Source organism: Streptomyces viridochromogenes (assembly GCF_001270495.1).
Lineage (GTDB): Bacteria > Actinomycetota > Actinomycetes > Streptomycetales > Streptomycetaceae > Streptomyces > Streptomyces viridochromogenes_A.
Map to the genome: position 1 here is coordinate 54,855 of NZ_LGUR01000240.1, position 19,696 is coordinate 74,550.

The window sequence follows — 19,696 nt, forward strand, 5'->3', positions numbered from 1 at the left end:
CGATGTCCGCTTAGGTCGATATGATGCATTTTGTGATCATGTCTGGACGGCTGTGGCGCCGTCGCCCCGCTTACAGCGGTCGATGGCAGGCTGCCCGGCTGTCACCCGTGGTCCTGACCGTCCTCATCGCCGGCCTGGCGTTCTCCACGCCCAGGGAGATCGCCGTCAGCCGACTGCTGCCCGCCGCACCCGCCCTGGCCGCCGCGATGTGGCCCGTGCTCCCCACGGTCCTGCTGGGGGCGTTCTGCCTGCTGTTCATGATCTTCCTCAGCTTCTTTCACACCGATCTGGGGACGCAGTACACGTCGGCCGCGATCATCGCGGTGACCTTGGCGGCCGCATACGGGAGTCATGTGCGACTTCAGCGGGAGGAGATCCTCTTCCATGTCCGGCTCGTCGCCGACGCCGCCCAGAAGGTGCTGCTGCGCCCGCTGCCACGCCGCATCGAGGACGTCGAGATCGAGTCGCTGTATCTGGCGGCCCAGGAACAGGCCCGGATCGGCGGCGACTTCTATGAGGCGATCGGTACACCGCACGGGGTCCGGCTACTGATAGGTGACGTACGGGGCAAGGGCCTGTCCGCGGTGGGAGCGGCCTCGGCGGTGATCAGCTGCTTCCGGGAGGCCGCCTACGACGAGCCCGACCTCCAGGGAATCATCCACCGCCTGGAGACCACCGTCACGCGCCACAGCATCGCGTTCACCGCCCAGGACCAGCCCGAGCACTTCGCCACCGCCCTCCTCGCCGAGGTCCCGCACGGCGGTGGCCACATACGGCTTCTCAACTGCGGGCATCCCCCGCCACTGATCGCGCACTGCGGGAAGGTCAGGGTCCTGGAGCCCACCCTCCCCTCCCCGCCCCTCAACCTCGCAGCGCTCATCGGTGACCGCTACTGGGTTGACCTGGTCGACTTCGCCCCGGGCGACCAGCTGCTGCTCTACACGGACGGAGTCTCGGAGGCCCGGGACCGCTCCGGCCAGTTCTTCCCGCTGTCGGACTGGCTGCGGCGGCAGGGCCCGGAGCACCCCCGCCAGCTGCTCGACCAGCTGCACCGGGATCTGCTCCAGCACAGTGGCGGAAGGCTCGACGACGACATCGCGGCCCTCGCGCTGAGGCGCTCCGGCGTGCGGGACCGGGGGGCCGTCGGAACGGAGGGCTGAGTTCTGGTGATCCAGGTGTTCCTGGTGGGCCTGATGGTCGTCGGGTCCACGTGCCGGACGGAGGCCGTCAGCGGCAGGCGGACGTCGTCAGCGCGGCACTGGAGCACGAGGAGATGGGCGAACGTGTCTCGCCCAGGTGCTCGCCGCGAAGGCGCACAGCGGGCTCGCGTCGGCTCTGGCCTCGCTCCCGGCGGAGAACCCGCCCGCCACGTCGACGATCGCCGCCGCCGACGGACGGATCCGGCGGCGAGGCGCCTGGCGGGTGCCTCGGATCCTCAAGGTCGAGTCCGCGTACGGAAGGGTGCGCCTGGATCTGTCCCGGGCGGTCATCGAGCATCCGGTCGTCGACATCGAGGCTGCACCTCGGAACAGGCGGAGCCGGGATCACGATGCCTCGCGACGCGTTCGTGGAGGTCGAGGGGTCGCGCACCGAGTGGAAGGACTTGTGCTACAAGGCCCCGCGGCGTCCCCCCGGCGGGCCGAAGATCCGCATCTCCGGGGTCATGGGATTCGGGCGACTGAAGATCCGCCACGCCTGGCGCTGGGACTCCGTCGGGCGCGAGGAAGGGTCGCCGGCGGTCGGCCGACTCCATCGGGTCCCGGGTGACCCCTTCCGGGAACGCACCTGCCCTGGCCGGTCGCTGCGCCGACTTGAGCGCCTGTCGTCGTCGGACGGCAACAGGTCGACAGGCATGCGCGCGGTCGGCCCGGCATCCCCGACCTGGCCGCCGACTCGGTGAACTCGTCTCCCGTCGCGCCGCTCGGCGGTCTGCCCGCGGGCGGGCCACCTGGCATGTCGTCAGTATTGCCTTCGCTGTCATTCATTGCAACGTAGCGTTGCATTCGATCCAGCGTCATTGCATCAATTTTCCGCAGCCCACCTGGGGAGATGGTCTTGCTGCGATTGACGGAGTCGTGAACGCAACGTAGCTTTCGGGTATCGTCAAACACGTCATATCGCGAGATGAGGCATGATCATGGGGGAATCCCTGCACACCGTCACGGCGCTCCCGACGGAGCGTCAGCCCGGCTGCCCCTTCGACCCGCCGACCGAGCTGATCGACGCCCGTCAGCACGGCCCCATCAGCGGCTACACCCACCCCGGCGGAAAACCCGGCTGGATGATCACCGGATACGACCTGGTCAGGTCGGTCCTGGCCGACCCGCGGTTCAGCTCGCGCAAGGAACTCATGAACGTGGTCGACTTCGAACTCCCCCCGGCGCCCCCCGGCGAGTTCCTCCTCATGGACGACCCACAGCACCGGCGCTACCGGAAACCGCTGATGGGCAGGTTCACCGTACGGCGGATGCGGCTGCTCACCGAGCGCATCGAGCAGATCACCACCGACTGCCTGGACGCCATGGAGCGGACCGGGCCACCGGCCGACCTGGTGACCGCGTTCGCCAAGCCCATCCCCACCATCGTGATCTGCGAGCTGCTCGGGGTGCCCTACCAGGACCGGGGCTCCTTCCAGGAGCAGATCGACACGTTCATGGGCGGGGCATCGAGCGACGAGGAGCTGATCGCGGCCTACACCGCGACCCAGGAGTACCTCGCGAAGCTGGTGGCCGCCAAGCGGGCGAACCCCACCGACGACGTGCTCAGCGAACTCACCGACAGCGATCTGACGGACGAGGAGCTCAAGGGAATCAGCCTGGTCCTGCTGGCGGCCGGGTTCGACACCACCGCGAACATGTTGTCCCTCGGCACCTTCGCGCTGCTCCAGAACCCGGCGCAACTGGCCGCGCTGCGCGCCGATCCGGCGCTCACCGACGGGGCCGTGGAGGAACTGCTGCGGTATCTGAGCGTCGCCAAGACGTTCATGAGGACGGCGCTGGAGGACGTCGAGCTGGGCGGTCAGACCATCAAGGCCGGCACGACGGTCGTCCTGTCGTACCACACCGCCAACCGCGACCCGGAGCGCTTCACCGATCCCCATGTGCTCGACATCCGGCGGCAGGACACGGGCGGCCACCTGGCCTTCAGCCACGGCATCCACCAGTGTCTGGGTCAGCAGCTGGCCCGCGTCGAGATGCGGGTCGCGTTCCGCGCGCTGGTCGACCGCTTCCCCACGCTGCGCCTGGCCGTACCGGCCGAAGAGGTCGGCCTTCGCCCGGAGACCGCGGACATCTACGGGGTGAAGAGCCTCCCGGTCACCTGGGGCGAGGAGTCATGAGCTCGACGCCTCTGCGCGTCGACCGTGCGCGCTGCATCGGCGCCGGGATGTGTGCGCTGACCGCACCCGAGGTCTTCGACCAGGACCCCGAGGACGGCCTCGTGCTCCTGCTGCACACCGAGCCGCCCACCGCCCACCGCGCGGCCGCCCGAATGGCCGCCGGTGTCTGCCCTTCCGGGGCGATCACCCTGGCGTAAGGATGCCGGTCGGCTCATGGGGAGGATCCGAGGTGTTCTGTATCTCGGATCCTCCCTTGATGCTTCTGTTTGGGCGATCTGTGTCTCAGGGGAAGTCGTACAGCCGTCGGTACGTCATCCGGCGGACGCGTACGCTTCCGCCGCCCGTACGAAAACGTCGTTGTCCTCCCGCGCTCCGACCGTGACCCGCACTCCCTCGTCCCCGAAGCGCCGGACCAGCACACCGTTGTTCTCGCAGAACCCGGCGAAGTCCGCCGACCGGTCGCCCAGGGGAAGCCAGAGGAAGTTCGCCTGGGAGGCGGGGACGGACAGGCCCGCCGCCGTCAGCCGGTCGCGTACGCGCTCCCGCTCCGCCGCGACGGCCCGGCAGCGTTCGTTCACCTCGGCGGTGTGGGACAGCGCCGCTGTCGCCGCCGCCTGTGCCGGGCCGCTGACCGCGAAGGGCACCGCCACCTTGTTGACCGCCGCGACGACGTCGGGTGACCCGACGCAGTAGCCGACCCGGATGCCGGCCAGTCCGTAGGCCTTGGAGAAGGTGCGCAGGACCGCCACGTTCTCGTGCGCACGGGCGAGCAGCAGGCCGTCGGGCACGTCCGGGTCGGTGACGAACTCGCGGTACGCCTCGTCCAGTACCACGAGCACGTCGCTCGGCACCCGCTCCAGGAAGGTACGCAGTTCCCCGGCGCCCACCGCGGTGCCGGTCGGGTTGTTCGGGTTGCAGACGAAGACGAGGCGAGTCGCCGGGGAGAGGGCGTCCGCCATGGCGGCCAGGTCGTGCCGGTGCCCGGAGTCCAGCGGAACGGTGCGGGCGCGTACCCCGGCGACCCGCGCGAAGACGGGGTACGCCTCGAACGAGCGCCATGCGCACAGCACTTCGTCGCCCGGTGCGCAGTACGCCTGGATGAGCTGCTGGCACAGGCTCACCGAGCCGCAGCCGATGCCGACCCACGACTCGGGGAACCCCAGCTCGGCGGACAGCCGTGCCACCAGGTCCTCGGAGAACCACTGCGGGTACCGGTTGCCTCCCGCGGCGGCCGCGGCGACCGCCTCGACCACCGCGGGCAGCGGAGGGAGGGAGTTCTCGTTCGAGTTGAGCAGGATCGCGCCGGGCGGCCGGCCCGGAATGATGTAGTCGGGGATGCCGGCCAGATCGGCCCGGGTGGGCACACCCACGGGCAGCCTTCCTTTCGGACGTGTGAGGGAGCGGTGGCCGCTTCAGCGCGCGGTCGCGCCGGGCGCGGCAAGTCGGAAGACCCCGTCCTTCAGGGCCTGGATCTGCCGGTAGTCGGCGAGCAGGTCCTCGTAGCGGTCCCCGACCAGGAAGACCCGCAGCGGGCTGGAGAGCAGATCGGTGGTCGGACGCATCCGGTCGCCGGGGCGGAGCCGGGGCAGGGCCAGCCGGACCGTGGGCAGGGCGGTGATCCGGGCGAGCACGTCCTGGTCGATCTCCTCGACGGTGCCCTCCCGGGTGGTCTGCCCGTGTATGACGAGGGCTTCGCGGTGCTTGCGGTACATCGTGCGCCCCGCGTACCGGCGTTCGAACTCCGCGGGCCGTACGCAGGCCAGGGCGAGCAGGTCCGCCTGGTTGCCGTCCATGCAGGCGTCGTGGACGGCGGGATCCATGTCGCCGTTGAGCCGGGCCCCGACCTCCACCAGGGCGGGTCCCTCGGGCGTCAGCATCACCTCGGCGTGGGCGGCGCCGAAACGGATGTCGAGGGCGTCGAGGACGCGGTCCACGTAGGCGACGAGGACGGGGACCTCCGGGCTGTCCGGGTCGAGCAGGATGTCCTTGTCGTAGATCCGTTTGGAGCCGGCCTCCGTCTTCTCGTACCGCCACACCCCACAGACATGGCGCCCGCCGCCGGGCCCCCGGACGACGTCCACGATGTACTCGGGGCCCCGCAGGAAGGACTGCGCGAGGACCTCGGTGTTGCGGCGCTCGAAGATGTCGTACGTACCGAGGACGGCGGCCACTGCCGTGCGGATCTCCTCCGCGCCGCGGCAGATCGAGACGCCGTCGGTGGAGGCGGAGCTGAGCGGCTTCACCACCACGGGGTAGCCGGCCTCGCGTTCGGCCCAGTCGACGATCTCGGCCGCGTCCGCGGACTTCAGCTGGCGGGCACAGCGGATCCCGGCGGCCCGCAACGCCTCGATCATCCGGTACTTGTCGCGGCGCACCGCGGAGGTCGCGGCCGGGTTGCCGGGCAGCCCCAGCCGCTCGGCGACGGTGTCGGCCGGCGGAACGCCCGTCTCCTGCCCGGGCAGCACGCCGACGGGGGAGTAGGTGGCGAGTTCCTTCGCGGTGCGGTCCCAGTCGCCGCTGTCGTGCACCACGTTGGCCGTGTAGGGCCCGAGGTCCGGCGGCGGAACCGAGGCGAGGAACTCCGGGGTCGACTGGAGGTGGACGACATCGGCGCCGAGCCGCCGGAACGCGGCGGGCAGGTACTTGCCGATCGAGTAGCCGTCGACGATCACACCGACAGGCCGGTGTGGGTGGCCGTCGTGGTGTGGGTGGTCGTGGTGCATGCGGAACCCTTCCGGTGGCGCGGGGTCAGGCGGCGGCGACGCTGATGCGGTGTACGGTCCGGCCGACGCCCTTCGGAAGGTCGGTCGCCCGGTGGTAGGTGGTCGCGGTCTTCCAGATCAGCAGGTCGTCGCGCGTCCAGCGGTGCTCGTAGACATGCGCGGGGTCCTGCACGAGGGTGTCGAGCAGTGCGAAGAACTCCTCGTTGCCGTTGGCGTCCAGGCCGACGACCGAGTCCATGTACTCCCGGGCGGCGTACAGGAAACGCCGCCCGGTGAACGGGTCGCGGCGGACGACGGGATGCTCGACCGCCGGGTACTCGTGCGCGACCAGCGCCCGCATCTCGGCGATGGACAGACCCACGTGACGGGCCTCGATGCGCTGCTGCCGGGTCAGGGTGTGCAGGCCGGTGCGGCCCTCCAGGCGGGTCTTCCACTCCTCGGGCAGCCGGTCGTGGACGTCGGCGGCGGAGGCGAAGAGGGTGTGGCCGTGCTCCTCGGGCACGTTCACCCCGTGCAGCACCGTGTACTCGGCCGGATGCGCGTTGTACGACGAGTCCTGGTGCCAGAAGTTCCCGACGCGGGGGACGCCGATCGGCCTGTTCCTCCGCCGCTCGTTGGAGGAGACGAGGATCTCGGCGAACTCCGGGTGACGCCAGTCGCTCAGCAGGAAGGGCACGGGGGTGCCAAGGCGGGCGGCGAGCCCGATCTGCTGCTCCGGGGTCAGCCGGATACCGCGCAGCACCACCAGGTCGCGCTGGTGGACCGAGTCGACGACCTCCGCGAAGAGATCCTCGCTGCGCAGGTCGTCGTGGGTGACTCCGGTGTACTCGACGCCGATGAACGGGGTCAGATCGCGTCGGTGCATGAGGGTTCCTCCTTGTGCCAGGTGAGGGGGCTGGTGCGGGCCACTGTCAGCAGGAGCCAGGCGACGCACAGGGCGCCGCCGGCGACGGCCCACGGGATACCGGGGGCGCTGGGCCGGGAGAGCAACAGGGCCAGGTGGGGTGCCAGGATGAAGGCGATGTTGACGCCGGTGGAGTAGAGACTGAGATTGCGGTCCGCCGAGGCCTCGCCGGACAGGTCGCTGACGTAGCTGAGAAGCCCGGGGAAGACGACGATCTCCCCGGCGGTCCACACGAGCGTGGCCAGGACGAGCGACGGACCTGACCCGGACAGCGCCATCAGCAGGAAGCCGGCGCCCGCGAGTCCGTAGCCGAGGAGCAGGGTGGGCAGATGCCCCGTCCGGGCCATGAGCACGTTGAGCGGTACCTCGAACAGGACGATGCCCACCGCGTTCACGGCGAAGACGACGCCCGCCCAGTACCCGGGCAGGCCCAGTCCGACGATGACGTAGGTGGAGACGAAGACGGAGGGCAGCGAGTAGGCGAGCTGGACGGGCAGCGAGAGGCCGAAGATCGTCCAGAACCGGGCCCGTTCGTACGGTGTCCGGGGGACCGTGCCCTGCTTCCGGGCGTTCCGCCGTGGCGGGGCAGCGGCCGCTTCGCGGGAGCGTGCCGCGAGGTATCCGGCCGCGGCCAGGGTGCAGCCGGCGTTCGCCCAGAACACCAGCCGCGCGTCGACGGCGAAGAGCAGCCCGCCGACGACGGGTCCCGCCGCCATCCCGAGGTTGATGGCGAGCCGGTAGCAGGAGAAGGCGACCTTCCGCTCCTCGGGACCGGCGGCGGCGACGGTCGCCGAGTACGCGGCCGGGGTGACGATCTCGTACGCGAAACCCCACACCACGGCGAAGGCGACGACCGGCGCCAGGCCGTGCAGGAAGGGGAACAGGGTCAGGACCGCCGCGTTGAGGGCCAGTCCGCCGAGCATCAGCGCACGGGCGGACACCCTGCCGAGCAGAACGCTCGCCGCCAGGTCGGCGGCGAGCGCGCCCACACCGAAGCAGGCGAGGACCGTCCCGGCCATGCCCTTGCTCAGCCCCTCGTGTACCAGCAGGTGGGCGGCGAGGAACGGATAGGCCATGGTGCCCGTGCGGAAGATCAGGGTGGTGAGGAAGAGCACGCGCAGCGGGGCGGGCAGCCCCGCGACGGTACGGAACGTACGGGTGATCACGCGGTGCGCCCGCCCGCCGGGCGCCGGGTGAACAGAGCGCCCGGATTGAACAGGCCCGCGGGATCGAGGGCGTCCTTCAGCTGCCGGTGGACCCGCATCGAGACCGGACCCAGTTCCCGTTCCAGCCACTCGGTCTTGAGCTTGCCGATCCCGTGCTCGCCGGTGACGGTGCCGCCGAGGCTCAGGGCCAGGGCGAGGATCGCGTCGAAGGCGCCGCGGGCACGGGCGTACTCCGCCGCCGACGACCCGTCGTACAGCACGGTGGGGTGCATGTTGCCGTCGCCCGCGTGGCCGACGACGGCCACGGTCAGCCCCGCCTCCGACCCGATCTTCTCGCAGCCGGTCATGAGGTCGGCGATCCGGGTGCGCGGCACCGCCACGTCCTCGGTCATGCAGGCACCCCGCGCCTCCAGGGCCGGGAGGGACACCCGGCGGGCCCGGAGCAGCAGAGCGCCCTCGGTCGGGTCCCGGGTGGCGTGCGTCCACTCGGCGCCCGCCTCCCTGAACAGCCCGTCCATCGCGTCCAGTTCGGCGGCGGCCGACACACCGCCGGCATCCGACTGGCACAGCAGCAGGGCGCTGCCGTCACCCGCTCCGAGGTCGGCCCGCAGGTACTCCTCGCAGGCCCGCAGCGAGGTGGCGTCCATGATCTCCATCAGGGAGGGCACCAGACCGGCCCGGACCACCCGGTTGACGGCGTCCCCGGCCCGCGCCACGGAGTCGAAGGCGGCGACGATCGTGCCCGGCGCGGCGGGCAGCGGACGCAGCTTCAGGGTCGCCCTGGTGATGATCCCGAGCGTTCCCTCGCTGCCGACGAACAGCCGCGTCAGGTCGTAGCCGGCGACACCCTTGACGGTCCTGCGGCCCGTGCCGAGCAACGAGCCGTCGGCCAGGACGACTTCGAGGCCCAGGACGGCATCGCTGGTCACGCCGTACTTTCCGCAGCACAGCCCGCCGGCGTCCGTGGCGAGGTTCCCGCCGAGCGTGCACCAGTCGAGGCTGGACGGGTCGGGCGGGTAGAACAGGCCGTGCTCGGCGGCGGCGTCCCGGAGCGTCCGGTTGATCACCCCGGGCTGGACCACGGCCAGCCGGTTGTCCGCGTCGAGTTCGAGGATCCGGTCCATCCGGGTGGTGACCAGGACGACACAGTCGTCCACCGCGTTGGCCCCGCCGGTCAGGCCGCTGCCCGCACCGCGCGGCACGACGGGCACGCCGGCCTCGGCGCAGGCGCGGACACATGCCTGCACCTGGGCGGTGTCCGCGGGCAGCACCACGGCCCGGGGACGGCCCGCCGGGGCGAGCGGCATCATGTCGCGGGCGTAGCCCTCGGTGGCGTCCGGGTCGGTGAGCACGGCGGCGCCGCCCACCGCCTCCCGCAGCCGGTCGATCAGGTTCACGGGGTGCCGTCCTCGCCGTCGACGAGGATCGCGCGGGCCGGGCAGAGGTCGGCCGCCTCGTGGACGGCGTCGGTGAGCGCGGCGTCCGGCGCGGGGGCGAGCAGCACGACGATGCCGTCGGTCTCGTCCTGGTCGAAGACCTCGGGTGCCGACAGGACGCAGTGCCCGGCGCCGACACATCGCTCGGGTTCGAGGGTGATCTTCACAGTGGTGGGTTCCTTGGCTGTCAGGAGGGCGGGCGGGTGACCCGTGGGCGCGGGTTTCACCAGGTGACGGGCAGTTCGTGGACGCCGTAGACGGCCATGTCCGACTTGAAGCGGATCTCCTCGACGGGCACGGCGATCCGCAGCCCCGGCAGACGGTGGGCGACGGCGTGGTACGTCTCCTGGAGTTCGACCTTCGCCAGGGACTGGCCCATGCACTGGTGGGGGCCGTAGCCGAAGGCGAGGTGACCGTGCGCCCGTACGCCGGGGTCGAAGTCCTCGCCGGAGGGGAAGCGGGAGGGATCCCGGTTGGCCACGTTGATCGCCGCGATCACCCCCTCCCCGGCCTTCACCAGGCGGTCGCCCACCTCGACGTCCTGCGTCGCGATCCGTCGGATCCCGCGCTGGACGATGGTGAGATGGCGCAGCAGCTCCTCGACGGTGTCCGCGACCTGCCGGGGGTCCTCGTGGCCGCGCAGGGCGGCCCAGTGGGCCGGGTGGCGCAGCAGGGTGAGGATGCCGAGGGAGATCATGTTGGCCGTGGTGTCGTGTCCCGCGGTGAGCAGCAGCAGGGCCATCGCGCTCAGGGTGCGGCGGCTCATCGCCCCGGTGCGCACGTGCCGGACCACCATGCGCCCGATGAAGTCGTCCCCCGAGTCCTTCTCACGGCGGGCCACGAGGGACTCGAGGTAGTCCTGGAGTTCCTGGCGGGCCGCGGCGGCCGTCTCGGTGCTGCCCGCGACCGCGTTCATGGTGTGGGTGAGCGAGCGGAACAGCTCCCGGTCCGCCAGGGGCACACCCAGGAACTCGCAGATCACCGAGAGCGCGACGGGCAGCGCGAGATCGGCCACGAGGTCGGCGCGGCGCGGTCCGGCGAGGATACGGTCGAGACAGTCCGCGACGACGGTGCGCACGGCCGGGCGCCAGGACTCGGCCTGCCGGACGGTGAACTCGCTGAGCACCAGGCGCCGCAGCGCGTCGTGCTCGGGGTTGTCCATGATGAGCAGCGTCGGTTCGACGGCCGTCTCGGCGGCCGCGACGGCACTGGAGAGCGGATAGCCGGGGCGGCGCTTGTCGGCGCTGAACCGGGGGTCGCTCAGCACCAGCCGGGCGTCCTCGTAGCGGGTGAACAGCCACGGGCGTACGCCGTTCCAGATCGGCACGCGGGGTACCTCCGGCTCGGCACGGAGCCGGGTGACCTCCTCCGGCGGGGCGAACGGGCACTGGCGGGCCATGGGGTAGAGCACTTCCGTCATTCGCTCGTCTCTCCGGTCGGTGCGAGGTACTGCCACCAGCGGTCGATCACGGCGTCGTGCCAGTCGGGCAGGGTGATGCCGTGCGGGCGCAGGGCGGCGAGGGTGGCTTCGTTGCGGTGGCGGGCCGGTGCCGCCGGATCGGCGTCGCACAGCTCGCGCAGGTGCTCCCGGTAGGCCAGGGCGGGCAGTTCGGTGCCCCGGGCCACCGCGTCGTCCAGCCGCCCGAGCCAGGTGGCCAGGCCGACCGGGTGGGTGCGGGAACCCCTGCGCCGGTCGTGGCCCGCGAGGAACACGCCGAGCCCGGTACGGCGCGGGTGGTGCAGGTGGTGGACCGTGCCCGGCGGGGCGTCGGCGAGGGCCAGCGCCACCAGGGCGCGGGCCATGACGTCGACGGGCAGGGCGTCGGAGGCCAGGGCCGGGTGGTCGGGGTAGCAGCCGAGGGCGGCCGAACTGACCAGGAGCCGGGTGAGCATGTCGTCGTGGCTGAGTGCACCGGTCGTCGCGCTGCCGCCGGCGCGGCCCAGCCGGTACGTCCGGGCGTCGGCCCCTCGGGCGACAGCCTGACGGACGAGGTGTTCGGCCGCCCACTTCGCCGCGGCGTAGCCCCGTCCGCGCGGATGGCGTTCCCGCTCGGCCGGGGTGGACTCGCTGAGGGTGCGCGGCCGGCCGTCCGGCGTGTGCTCCCGCAGCACGGCCAGGGTGGACACGTGGTGGAAGCGGGCGGCCGTGCACTCGGCGGCGATCCGCAGCAGCTCCTGGGTCCCGCCGACGTTGGCCGCGGCCAGGTGCTGGTAGCCGGAGAGATGGTGGACCTCGGCGCCCAGGTGCAGGACGGTGGCGGCCGCACGGGCCGCGTCCTGCCCGGCGGTTCCGGTCAGCCCGAGGCCGGGCAGGGTGAGGTCACCGGGCAGCGGCACGATCCGGGGATCGGCGGCGTCCAGGGCGAGCGCGTGCCGGCGGGCCGCCCCCGCCAGCCGGGCGCGGGCCGCGTCGGGCGTCGCGGCGCGCACCAGGCACAGCACCGGTCCCTCGGTACGGTCCAGCAGTTCCCGCAGGACGTGGATGCCGACGAACCCGGTGGCGCCGGTGAGCAGGACGGAGTCGGTGCGGCGGGGGGCGGCGACGGGTCCGGTGAAGGCGATGGCGGGATCGAGCACCACGTCGTCGGGGAGTACCACCGCGGTCTCGGTGCCCGCGTCGGTGCCGGTGAGTGCGCGCGCGGTTGCCCGCACCGTCGGCTCGGCGAGGAAGTCACGGACCCGAAGGCGGGTGCCGTACCGTCGCTCGATCTCGCCGAGCAGCCGGATGACGCGCAGCGAGTGCCCGCCGAGGGCGAAGAAGTCGTCCGCCGGGCCGATGGCCGGGCCGGCCCCGAGGACCTCCCGCCACAGCGCCAGCAGCCCCTGCTCCAGCGGGCTCTCGGCGGGACCGGGTTCCCCGGCCGGGCCGCGGTGCCGGGCGCGGTCGGCGAAGCGGATGGCGAGCGCCGCGCGGTCGGCCTTGCCGTGGCTGCTGGTGGGGATGTGCGCGACCGGCACGATGAGCCTGGGCACCATGTGGCCGGGCAGATGGCGGACGAGATGGGCGCGAGCCTCCTGCTCGTCGGCGCTGCCCACGTAGGCCACGCCCAGGTCGGCGTCGGGTCCCTCGCCGACCAGTACCGCGACGGCCTCACCGATGCCCTGATGGCGGGTCAGGGTCGCCTCGATCTCACCGAGTTCGATCCGGAAGCCGCGCAGCTTGATCTGCCCGTCGAGCCGGCCCAGGTAGTCCAGCGTGCCGTCGGGCAGCCGGCGTACCCGGTCCCCGGTGCGGTACAGGCGCCGGTCGCCGAGGACCGGGACCGTGGTGAACAGGTCGCGGGTGCGTTCGGGGTTGTTCCAGTAGCCGAGGGCGACGCCCGCGCCGCCGAGCCAGAGCTCCCCGGGGACGCCGGTGGCGGCGAGCCGGCCGTGGCGGTCGATCACCTGCGCCGTGGTGCCCGGCAGCGCCCGCCCGATCGGGACCCTGCCGCGGTCCTCGTCCGGTCCGGCCTCGTGGGTGGTGGCGAGGATCGCCGCCTCGGTGGGGCCGTAGCCGTTGATGACGACGCGGCCTCGGGCGTAGTGGCGGGTGTCGTGCGGGTCGGCGGGCTCGCCGGCCACGACCAGGACCCGCACCGAGGCCAGATCGGGGCGGCCCAGCGCGCGCAGCAGTGAGGGGACGATGACCATCACGGTCACGCCGTTGTCCCGCAGGACACGGCCGAGCCCGGCGGCGTCCCCGCGGGCGGCGTCCCCGCAGTACACCAGGGTGCCGCCGGAGACGAGGGGCATGAACTGCTCGTAGGCCGCCACGTCGAAGCCGGGCGAGGTGAGCTGCAACCAGACGTCGTCCGAGGTGAAGGGATGGCGGGCCAGGTTGGCGTGCAGGGTGTTGACGACCGACCGGTGCGAGACGACCACGCCGCGCGGCCGGCCGGTGCTGCCGGAGGTGTAGATGATGTACGCGGGGTCGGCGGCGCCGGCCGCCTCCCGCGCGGGCGGCGTCTCGTCCGAGGGCCGGACGAGCCGGTCGATGTCCAGGACGGGCGGCACACCGCCGGGGTCCGTGCCGGGGCCGAACAGCCGGTCGGAGATGTCCTTCGCGGTCACCAGCATCCCGGCCCGGGCGTCCGCGAGGACGTACCGCAGCCGCTCGGCCGGATACGCGGGGTCGAGCGGGACGTAGGCAGCGCCGGTCTTGAGCACGCCGAGGACGGCCACGACCAGCAGGGGGGTCCGCTCCAGGCAGAGAGCGACCCGCTCACCGGGCCCCGCCCCCCGGGCGCGGAGCCGGGCGGCCACGTCGTCGGAGAGCCGGTCGAGTTCGCCGTAGGTGAGGGCGGTGTCCTCCCCGAGCACGGCCGTCTTGCCGGGGTGGCCGGCGGCCGCGCGGGCGAACAGCGAGGTGAGGGTGGCGTCCGGGTCGACCGGCCGCCCCTCGGACTCCGCGGTGGCCAGGAGCCGTCCCCGCTCGCCGGGTTCGAGCAGCTCGATGTCGCGCAGGACCTGGTCGGAACCGGCGTCGGCGAGCCGGCCCAGCACGGCGACGAGCTGACCCGCGAGCCGCTCGACGGAGTCCCGGCGGTAGAGGTCGGTGCTGAACTCCACCTCCAGCCCGAGTCCCCGCGGCGACTCCTGGAAGGTGAAGGTCAGTTCGAACTTCGCGGTGTCGTCGTCGGCCGCCGGCCAGGGCTCGACCGGCGCCGGGCCCAACCGGAGCGGGCGGGGCGGGTGCTGCTGGTGGTTGACGACCACGCGGAAGGGGCTGGTCGCGCGGGAGACACCCGTGGCGCCGAGTTCCCGGCACACCGTCTGGAAGGGCACCTCGTGGTGGCCGTGGGCGGCGGCCGACGCCCCGCGGACCCGCCGGAACAGGGTGGCGACCGGGGTGTCCGCGGTGGCCTCGACCCGGATCGGCAGCAGGTTGACGAAGTAGCCGACGAGGTCCTCGGTGCCGGCCCGGCCGCGGCCCGTGGTCAGGCTGCCGAGGCAGAGCGAGTCGCGTTCGGCGTGCGCCGCGAGGACGGTGTACACGCCGGCCAGGCAGAACATGAAACGGCTGACGCCGTGCCGGCGGGCGGCCTCGGCGTACCGCTCGCTCTCGGCGGCGCCGATCCTCAGCCGCACCCGGTCACCGGCCCCGCTGAGCACGGCCGGCCGGGGGTGGTCGGTGACCAGGTCGGGGGCGGCGGCGCCGCCGTCGAGGGCGCCGCGCCAGAACTCCAGCGCGGCGGCCTCGCGTTCCCGGATACGGCCGAGGGCCTCGCGCACATGGTCGGCGAACGTCAGCCGGAGCGGAGCCAGTTGGGCGGCGTGGTCGTCGTAGAGGGCCGACAGCTCGGTGAAGAAGAGGTCGAGGGACCAGTCGTCGGCGATGAGGTGGTGGATGTCGAAGTGGACGACGGTGGCGGATCCGTCGAGGCTGACCACGAGGGTGCGGACGAGCGGGGACGCGTCGTCGGGGGTCGCCCGGGCGGCGACGAGCGCGCGGATCCGGTGCCGCTGCTCCGCCGGCGGGACCCGGGTCATGTCGTAGTGGTCCACGGCGGCGCCGGGATCCGCGTCCGGTGTCTGCCACCAGCCGTCCGCGTCCTGCCGCACCACGGTGCGCAGTGCCGTCTGCCGCTGACCGAGCCTGGTGAGCGCCTGCCGCAGCCGGTCCACGTCGACCGGCCCCCGCACCAGGAAGGTGCGGGAGATGACGTACCGCTTCCCCGGCGCGGCCTGCTGCTCGAACCAGATGCCCTCCTGCCCGGGCAGCAGCGGGGTCCGGCCGGACGCGTCCGGCACCTGCCGGCCGGCGGCCGGTGCCGCGGTCCCGCCCGGGGCGGCGGCGTCGACGAGTGCGGCGAGCCCGCGCACCGTGGACGCCCGGAACAGGTCCCCGACGGACAGGGCCGCGCCGGTCGCACTCTCCAGACGGGCCAGGACGACCATGGCGGCGAGCGAGTCGCCGCCCGCGGCGAGGAAGTCGCTGTCGGTGCCGACCGGGGCGCCGAGCACGTCCTGCCACAGACCCGCCACGGCCCGCTCGGTGGGTGTGCTCGGGAGGCCGGACCCGGCCGTGGCGTCCGCCCGCCCGGCCAGTCGGGCGAGAGCGGGGCGGTCGGTCTTGCCGTTCGGGGTGACCGGCAGCTCCGTGAGCGGTGTCACGGTCGCGGGGACCTGCGGCGTAGGCAGGAGCCCCGCCACGTGGGCGACGAGGTCCGGTTCGGCGGCGGGCTCCCGCAGGACGACGAACGCCACGAGCCTGCGCCGTTCACCGGTGCCCCGGGCCACCACGGCGGCCTCACGGACCGCGGGATGGGCGAGCAGGGCCCGTTCCGTCTCGACCGGTTCGACCCGGTGGCCGCGGATCTTCACCTGGTCGTCGGTGCGGCCGAGGAAGGCGAGATTGCCGTCCGGCAGCAGCCGGACCCGGTCGCCGGTGAGGTAGGCGGTGCGATCGGCGCGGCCGGGCTCGGGGACGAACCGCTCGGCGGTGAGGTCGGGACGGCCCAGGTAGCCGCGGGCCACGCCGGCCCCGCCGACACAGAGTTCGCCCTCCTCGCCTGGGGCGACGGGGCGCCGATCGCGGTCGACCACGTGGACGATGGCGTCGGCGAAGGGGCGGCCGATGGGCACGTCCGGCCAGTCGTCGCCGTACGGGTGGTCCGCGTCGAGCACCAGCCAGCAGGCGTAGACGGTCGTCTCCGTGGGGCCGTAGCCGTTGACGATCCGGCATCCGGGCAGCTCGCGCAGCGCGGTGCGCACGGCCTCGGCCGAGGCCCGGTCGCCGCCCGACACACACAGCCGCAGTCCGCGCAAGGCTTCGGTGATGTGCTCCATGGCCAGCTGGAACAGCGGTGCGGCCAGCCGCAGCACGCTCACCCCGTGCCGGCGCACCTCCCGCCCGATGTCATGGACGCCGGGCCGCGCGGCCTCGGGCAGGACGAGTGTGGCCCCGTTCAGCAGGGCGCCCCAGATCTCGAAGACGGACGGGTCGACATGGAGGGGGGCGAGCTGGAGGACCACGTCGTCGGGCCCGAACCCCGCCTGCGGGGCACGGGCGAGCGCGAGGACCGAACGGTGTGCCACCCGCACGCCCTTGGGGCGGCCGGTGGTGCCCGAGGTGGCGATGACGTAGCCGAGCATGTCCGGGCCGCTGCCCGGCGCGACGGAGAGCGGTCCGGGGTCCGGCATCTCCTCGTCGACGGCCAGGACCCGCACCCCGGGCAGCAGCGTGCGCAGCCGGTCGGCCTCGGCGGGCGCCACCCACAGGGTGCGCAGGCCGAAGTCCTCCACCAGGGCGCGCAGTCGCGCGTCGGGCGCGTCCGGGTCGAGCGGCACGTACGCGCATCCGGCGAGGACCGTGCCGAGGACGGCGGCGACGGTCCCCGCGGACCGCGGGGCGCGGATGCCGACCGGTTCGCCGGCCGCCCCGGCACCGCCGAGCCGGGCCGCGACGGACGCGGCCCAGCCGGCCAGCCGACGGTAGGTCAGGCGCAGGTCGCCGTGGACGAGCGCGGTGTGCTCGGGGCGGGTGCGTACGACGTCGGCGAAGGCGTCGCCGAGGGAGTGGGCGCTGGCTGCGTTCATGTGGTCTGGTTCAGCGCTCCTGACCGAGGGCCTCGACCACGCTGGCGGTGTCGTAGAGGTCCAGGTAGCGCGAGATCAGACCGTCGCGCACGGTGAAGACGTTCATCCACTGGGCTTCGTAGTGGCGGTCGTTGGCGAGCACCCGGGTGCGGCTGACGCCGAGGACCACGACCCGGTCGCCGGCGTCCAGGTAGTCGTACGGCACGCACTCCCGCACCTGGATCAGGTCGCGGACGATGGAGAAGAACTGGCGGAATCCCTCGACGCCCCGGTAGGTGCCCGCCCAGGGCAGGGACTTCGGGCCGTGGTAGACCCACTCGAAGTCGTCGGTGAGCAGGGCCTCGATGTCCGTCAGCCGGCCTTCGTCGAAGAGCGTGAAGAAACGGCGGATCACATCGACGTTCTGCTGGCTCATACGGTGCTCCTTGCGGTGGTCGGGGTGCGCACGAAGGCACGGGCCCGCTCCCCGAGGTGGAAGAGGCCCACCTGGGCGAGAAGGCGGTACGGGGACGTGCGCGAGAGTTCGCGGGCCGCGCGCATCACCTGGCGGATCTCGTCCTCGGTGGCGACCAGCGGCAGCAGGAAGACGTCGTAGACGACGAAGGCCCTGGCCCGGGTGATCCACCAGAGGATCAGGGCGAAGGTCATCCACTCGCCCTCGGGTTCGAGGAAGCGGCGCAGCGGTCCGGGGACGCGCGGTTCGAAGCGGCCCAGCAGGCCCTCGGCGAAGCGGCGCCCGACGACGCCGGCGGGCCCGGTGTCCATCGCGGCGATCCCCTCGTCCACCACGGCGGACAGGGCCGCCACCCGCCGCTCCAGTTGCAGCGCGTCGACCTGGGCGACGGCCTGGAGGGAGAAGTGGGCGCCGAGCTGGTGGGCGTGCTGCGTGCGCAGCTCCTCGACCAGCTGGGGGTTGGTGCGCCGGGCGGCCTCGTGGACGGCGTCGGACACCAGGGCGGCCCCGGTGGGGAAGCAGCCGTAGCTGAGCGCCTTCGACAGGCTCATCAGGTCGACCTCGGGCAGCCTGCCCCGGTGCGCGAACCGGGTGCCGCAGCGGTAGTACGAGGTGAGGACCTCGTCGACGCCGACCAGATATCCGTGCCGCTCGCGGCCCTCGGAGACGGCGTCGAGGAGGGGGGACGGGATGGGGGCGTAGGAGTCGGAGCTGCCGTGGACGAGTTCGATCCAGACCAGGCCGACCTCACCGGTCGCCGCCTCCTCGCGGAACTCCTCGGCGGCGTGCGGGGTGTACGGGTCGATGTAGCGGATGTCCTCGTACAGCGGCCCGAACGGGGCCCGGGTGCGCTCGGCGGCGGTGGCCAGCAGGGACACGAGGGTCTTGCCGCCGTAGTTGTGCTTGAAGACCACGATCCGGCGCCGCTCGGGGCGGGCCAGCCGGGCCAGGATCATCGCGCTCTCCACCGCCGAGGCGCCGCTGACGGCGGGAAAGGTGTGGGGCAGGCCGGTGTCCCGGGCGAGGACGCGCTGGAGGTCGGCGACATAGTCCCGCCCCGGGTCGTGTGCGTGGACGACGTCGGTGAGCGCGTCGGCGGGGTTGTGGCCGTTGATCCCGAGGCCCGCCCCGCACAGCCCGTCGACGAGGTCGAGGCGGCGGCCCGAGTCCAGCTGGACGGTGAGCCGGGAGCCCTTGGCGCGTACGACGTGGAGGGCGCCGCGCAGCTTGCGGTGCATCCGCACGGTCATCGGGTTGACATGCCGGGCGTACAGGTCGAGGGTGCGCTGCCAGTCGCGGTCAGAGGCCGCGAGGACGCGGTGCACGGGGTGCCGTTCGTCCCAGCGGCCCAGCAGCCGGGTCTTGACCGCGCGCATGGCTACGGTGTTGCCGCCGTACGTGTTGGAGTGCAGGAACCCGGTCGACGGGGTGGACCAGGGCGCGAACAGGTCGGGGCTGCCGGCGAAGGCGCCGAAGGGGACCTCGTACCCGGTGAGGGACTCCCCGAGGACGAAGAGGTCGGGCCGCAGCGCGCGCACACTGTCGCAGGGCGGGGCGAGCGGGTCGACGTCGGACAGGTCCAGGACGATGCGGGTGCCGCGGCCCCGGACGTCCTCGACGAATGCGGCCAGGTCGGCCAGCGCGTCCGCGTCGAGCCGCTCCGTGCCGCGCAGCACCAGGCCGCAGTGGTCGGCGTCGGCGGCCGCCGCACGCAGTGCGGCCAGGGTGGGGTGGCCGTGGAGGCCGGGGGCGAGCGCCCGCTCGGGGCCGTCGCCGAGCGGGTCGGCGCGCCGGGTGAGGGTGCCGTCGGGGTCGAGGACGAGGACGCGTCCGCGGTGCCGGGCCGCGGAACCGGCCGCGCCGTGGCGCACCAGCTTGACGGCTCCGTGGAGGGCCTCGTACCGCGAGTTTGCGAAGAAGCAGCGGTGGGTCGCGGCCCCGCCGAGTTCGCGCAGGAACTCGCTGATGAGGTGGCCCGTGTGGGCGGAGTCCGCGGTCACGAACCAGGAGGGCATCGCGAAGATCGGATGCTCCTGCTCGATGAGGTCGGAGAGGGTGGCGAGGGTGTCGCGGCCCGCGGAGCGGAACAGGGTGGTGGCCGTGGCGGATGCGACGTCGTGATTCTGGACGTGGTTCTGGAACAAGGCGACACCTG

The 19,696-nt window shown here is 72.8% G+C and carries 13 protein-coding genes and 1 pseudogene; 4 read left to right on the plus strand and 10 right to left on the minus strand.

Annotated elements, in window-relative coordinates:
• The first annotated feature begins 38 nt into the window (after window positions 1-38).
• The 4 genes and pseudogenes from ADK36_RS37315 to ADK36_RS37330 all read left to right on the plus strand — a co-directional run bounded on the left by ADK36_RS37315 (window position 39) and on the right by ADK36_RS37330 (window position 3,534).
• Complete coding sequence (locus ADK36_RS37315; RefSeq protein ID WP_234330027.1) at window positions 39-1,160, plus strand: PP2C family protein-serine/threonine phosphatase; 1,122 nt, start codon at window positions 39-41, stop codon at window positions 1,158-1,160.
• 113 nt (window positions 1,161-1,273) lie between these two features.
• Window positions 1,274-1,702, plus strand: a pseudogene (locus ADK36_RS37320) (hypothetical protein); the annotation flags it as partial.
• A 435-nt stretch (window positions 1,703-2,137) separates the two neighbouring features.
• On the plus strand, window positions 2,138-3,337 hold the full coding sequence (locus ADK36_RS37325; protein ID WP_053200789.1) for a cytochrome P450: 1,200 nt from the start codon (window positions 2,138-2,140) through the stop codon (window positions 3,335-3,337).
• Complete coding sequence (locus ADK36_RS37330; protein WP_048583943.1) at window positions 3,334-3,534, plus strand: ferredoxin; 201 nt, start codon at window positions 3,334-3,336, stop codon at window positions 3,532-3,534. Before ADK36_RS37325 ends, ADK36_RS37330 begins: the two co-directional genes overlap by 4 nt.
• A 114-nt stretch (window positions 3,535-3,648) precedes the next feature.
• On the opposite strand, the gene hisC is transcribed toward ADK36_RS37330, so the two are convergent.
• From hisC to ADK36_RS37380, 10 genes are read right to left on the minus strand one after another with little or no spacing between them, the layout of a single operon-like run.
• Window positions 3,649-4,707 (minus strand): histidinol-phosphate transaminase, encoded by a 1,059-nt coding sequence (gene hisC / locus ADK36_RS37335; protein ID WP_048583942.1) that lies wholly within the window; start codon window positions 4,705-4,707, stop codon window positions 3,649-3,651.
• A 42-nt stretch (window positions 4,708-4,749) separates the two neighbouring features.
• Window positions 4,750-6,060, minus strand: a complete 1,311-nt coding sequence (locus ADK36_RS37340) for an ATP-grasp domain-containing protein (RefSeq protein ID WP_053200767.1) — start codon at window positions 6,058-6,060, stop codon at window positions 4,750-4,752.
• A gap of 25 nt (window positions 6,061-6,085) precedes the next feature.
• A complete protein-coding gene (locus ADK36_RS37345) occupies window positions 6,086-6,925 on the minus strand; it encodes a TauD/TfdA dioxygenase family protein (RefSeq protein WP_053200769.1) in 840 nt (279 codons plus the stop codon).
• A complete protein-coding gene (locus ADK36_RS37350; RefSeq protein ID WP_048583939.1) occupies window positions 6,907-8,130 on the minus strand; it encodes an MFS transporter in 1,224 nt (407 codons plus the stop codon). Before ADK36_RS37350 ends, ADK36_RS37345 begins: the two co-directional genes overlap by 19 nt.
• Window positions 8,127-9,527, minus strand: a complete 1,401-nt coding sequence (locus tag ADK36_RS37355) for an FAD-binding oxidoreductase (RefSeq protein ID WP_053200771.1) — start codon at window positions 9,525-9,527, stop codon at window positions 8,127-8,129. Before ADK36_RS37355 ends, ADK36_RS37350 begins: the two co-directional genes overlap by 4 nt.
• Window positions 9,524-9,733 carry a ferredoxin gene (locus ADK36_RS37360; protein WP_048583975.1) on the minus strand — a complete coding sequence of 70 codons (210 nt, stop codon included), beginning with the start codon at window positions 9,731-9,733 and terminating at the stop codon, window positions 9,524-9,526. The genes ADK36_RS37355 and ADK36_RS37360 overlap by 4 nt, the downstream gene beginning before the upstream one ends.
• 56 nt (window positions 9,734-9,789) lie before the next feature.
• Window positions 9,790-10,986, minus strand: a complete 1,197-nt coding sequence (locus ADK36_RS37365; protein WP_053200773.1) for a cytochrome P450 — start codon at window positions 10,984-10,986, stop codon at window positions 9,790-9,792.
• Window positions 10,983-17,087 carry a non-ribosomal peptide synthetase gene (locus tag ADK36_RS37370; protein ID WP_053200775.1) on the minus strand — a complete coding sequence of 2,035 codons (6,105 nt, stop codon included), beginning with the start codon at window positions 17,085-17,087 and terminating at the stop codon, window positions 10,983-10,985. Before ADK36_RS37370 ends, ADK36_RS37365 begins: the two co-directional genes overlap by 4 nt.
• A gap of 10 nt (window positions 17,088-17,097) precedes the next feature.
• Window positions 17,098-17,502 carry a nuclear transport factor 2 family protein gene (locus tag ADK36_RS37375; RefSeq protein ID WP_048583935.1) on the minus strand — a complete coding sequence of 135 codons (405 nt, stop codon included), beginning with the start codon at window positions 17,500-17,502 and terminating at the stop codon, window positions 17,098-17,100.
• Complete coding sequence (locus tag ADK36_RS37380) at window positions 17,499-19,685, minus strand: aminotransferase class III-fold pyridoxal phosphate-dependent enzyme (protein ID WP_048583934.1); 2,187 nt, start codon at window positions 19,683-19,685, stop codon at window positions 17,499-17,501. Before ADK36_RS37380 ends, ADK36_RS37375 begins: the two co-directional genes overlap by 4 nt.
• Between the last annotated feature and the right edge of the window lie 11 nt (window positions 19,686-19,696).

Excerpts from the sequence above, each read along its gene's own strand:
- ADK36_RS37315 (WP_234330027.1), top strand. The coding sequence starts at position 39 with ATGTCTGGACGGCTGTGGCGCCGTCGCCCCGCTTACAGCGGTCGATGG.
- ADK36_RS37325 (WP_053200789.1), top strand. The coding sequence starts at position 2,138 with ATGGGGGAATCCCTGCACACCGTCACGGCGCTCCCGACGGAGCGTCAG.
- ADK36_RS37330 (WP_048583943.1), top strand. The coding sequence starts at position 3,334 with ATGAGCTCGACGCCTCTGCGCGTCGACCGTGCGCGCTGCATCGGCGCC.
- ADK36_RS37340 (WP_053200767.1), bottom strand. The coding sequence starts at position 6,060 with ATGCACCACGACCACCCACACCACGACGGCCACCCACACCGGCCTGTC.
- ADK36_RS37345 (WP_053200769.1), bottom strand. The coding sequence starts at position 6,925 with ATGCACCGACGCGATCTGACCCCGTTCATCGGCGTCGAGTACACCGGA.
- ADK36_RS37365 (WP_053200773.1), bottom strand. The coding sequence starts at position 10,986 with ATGACGGAAGTGCTCTACCCCATGGCCCGCCAGTGCCCGTTCGCCCCG.
- ADK36_RS37370 (WP_053200775.1), bottom strand. The coding sequence starts at position 17,087 with ATGAACGCAGCCAGCGCCCACTCCCTCGGCGACGCCTTCGCCGACGTC.
- ADK36_RS37375 (WP_048583935.1), bottom strand. The coding sequence starts at position 17,502 with ATGAGCCAGCAGAACGTCGATGTGATCCGCCGTTTCTTCACGCTCTTC.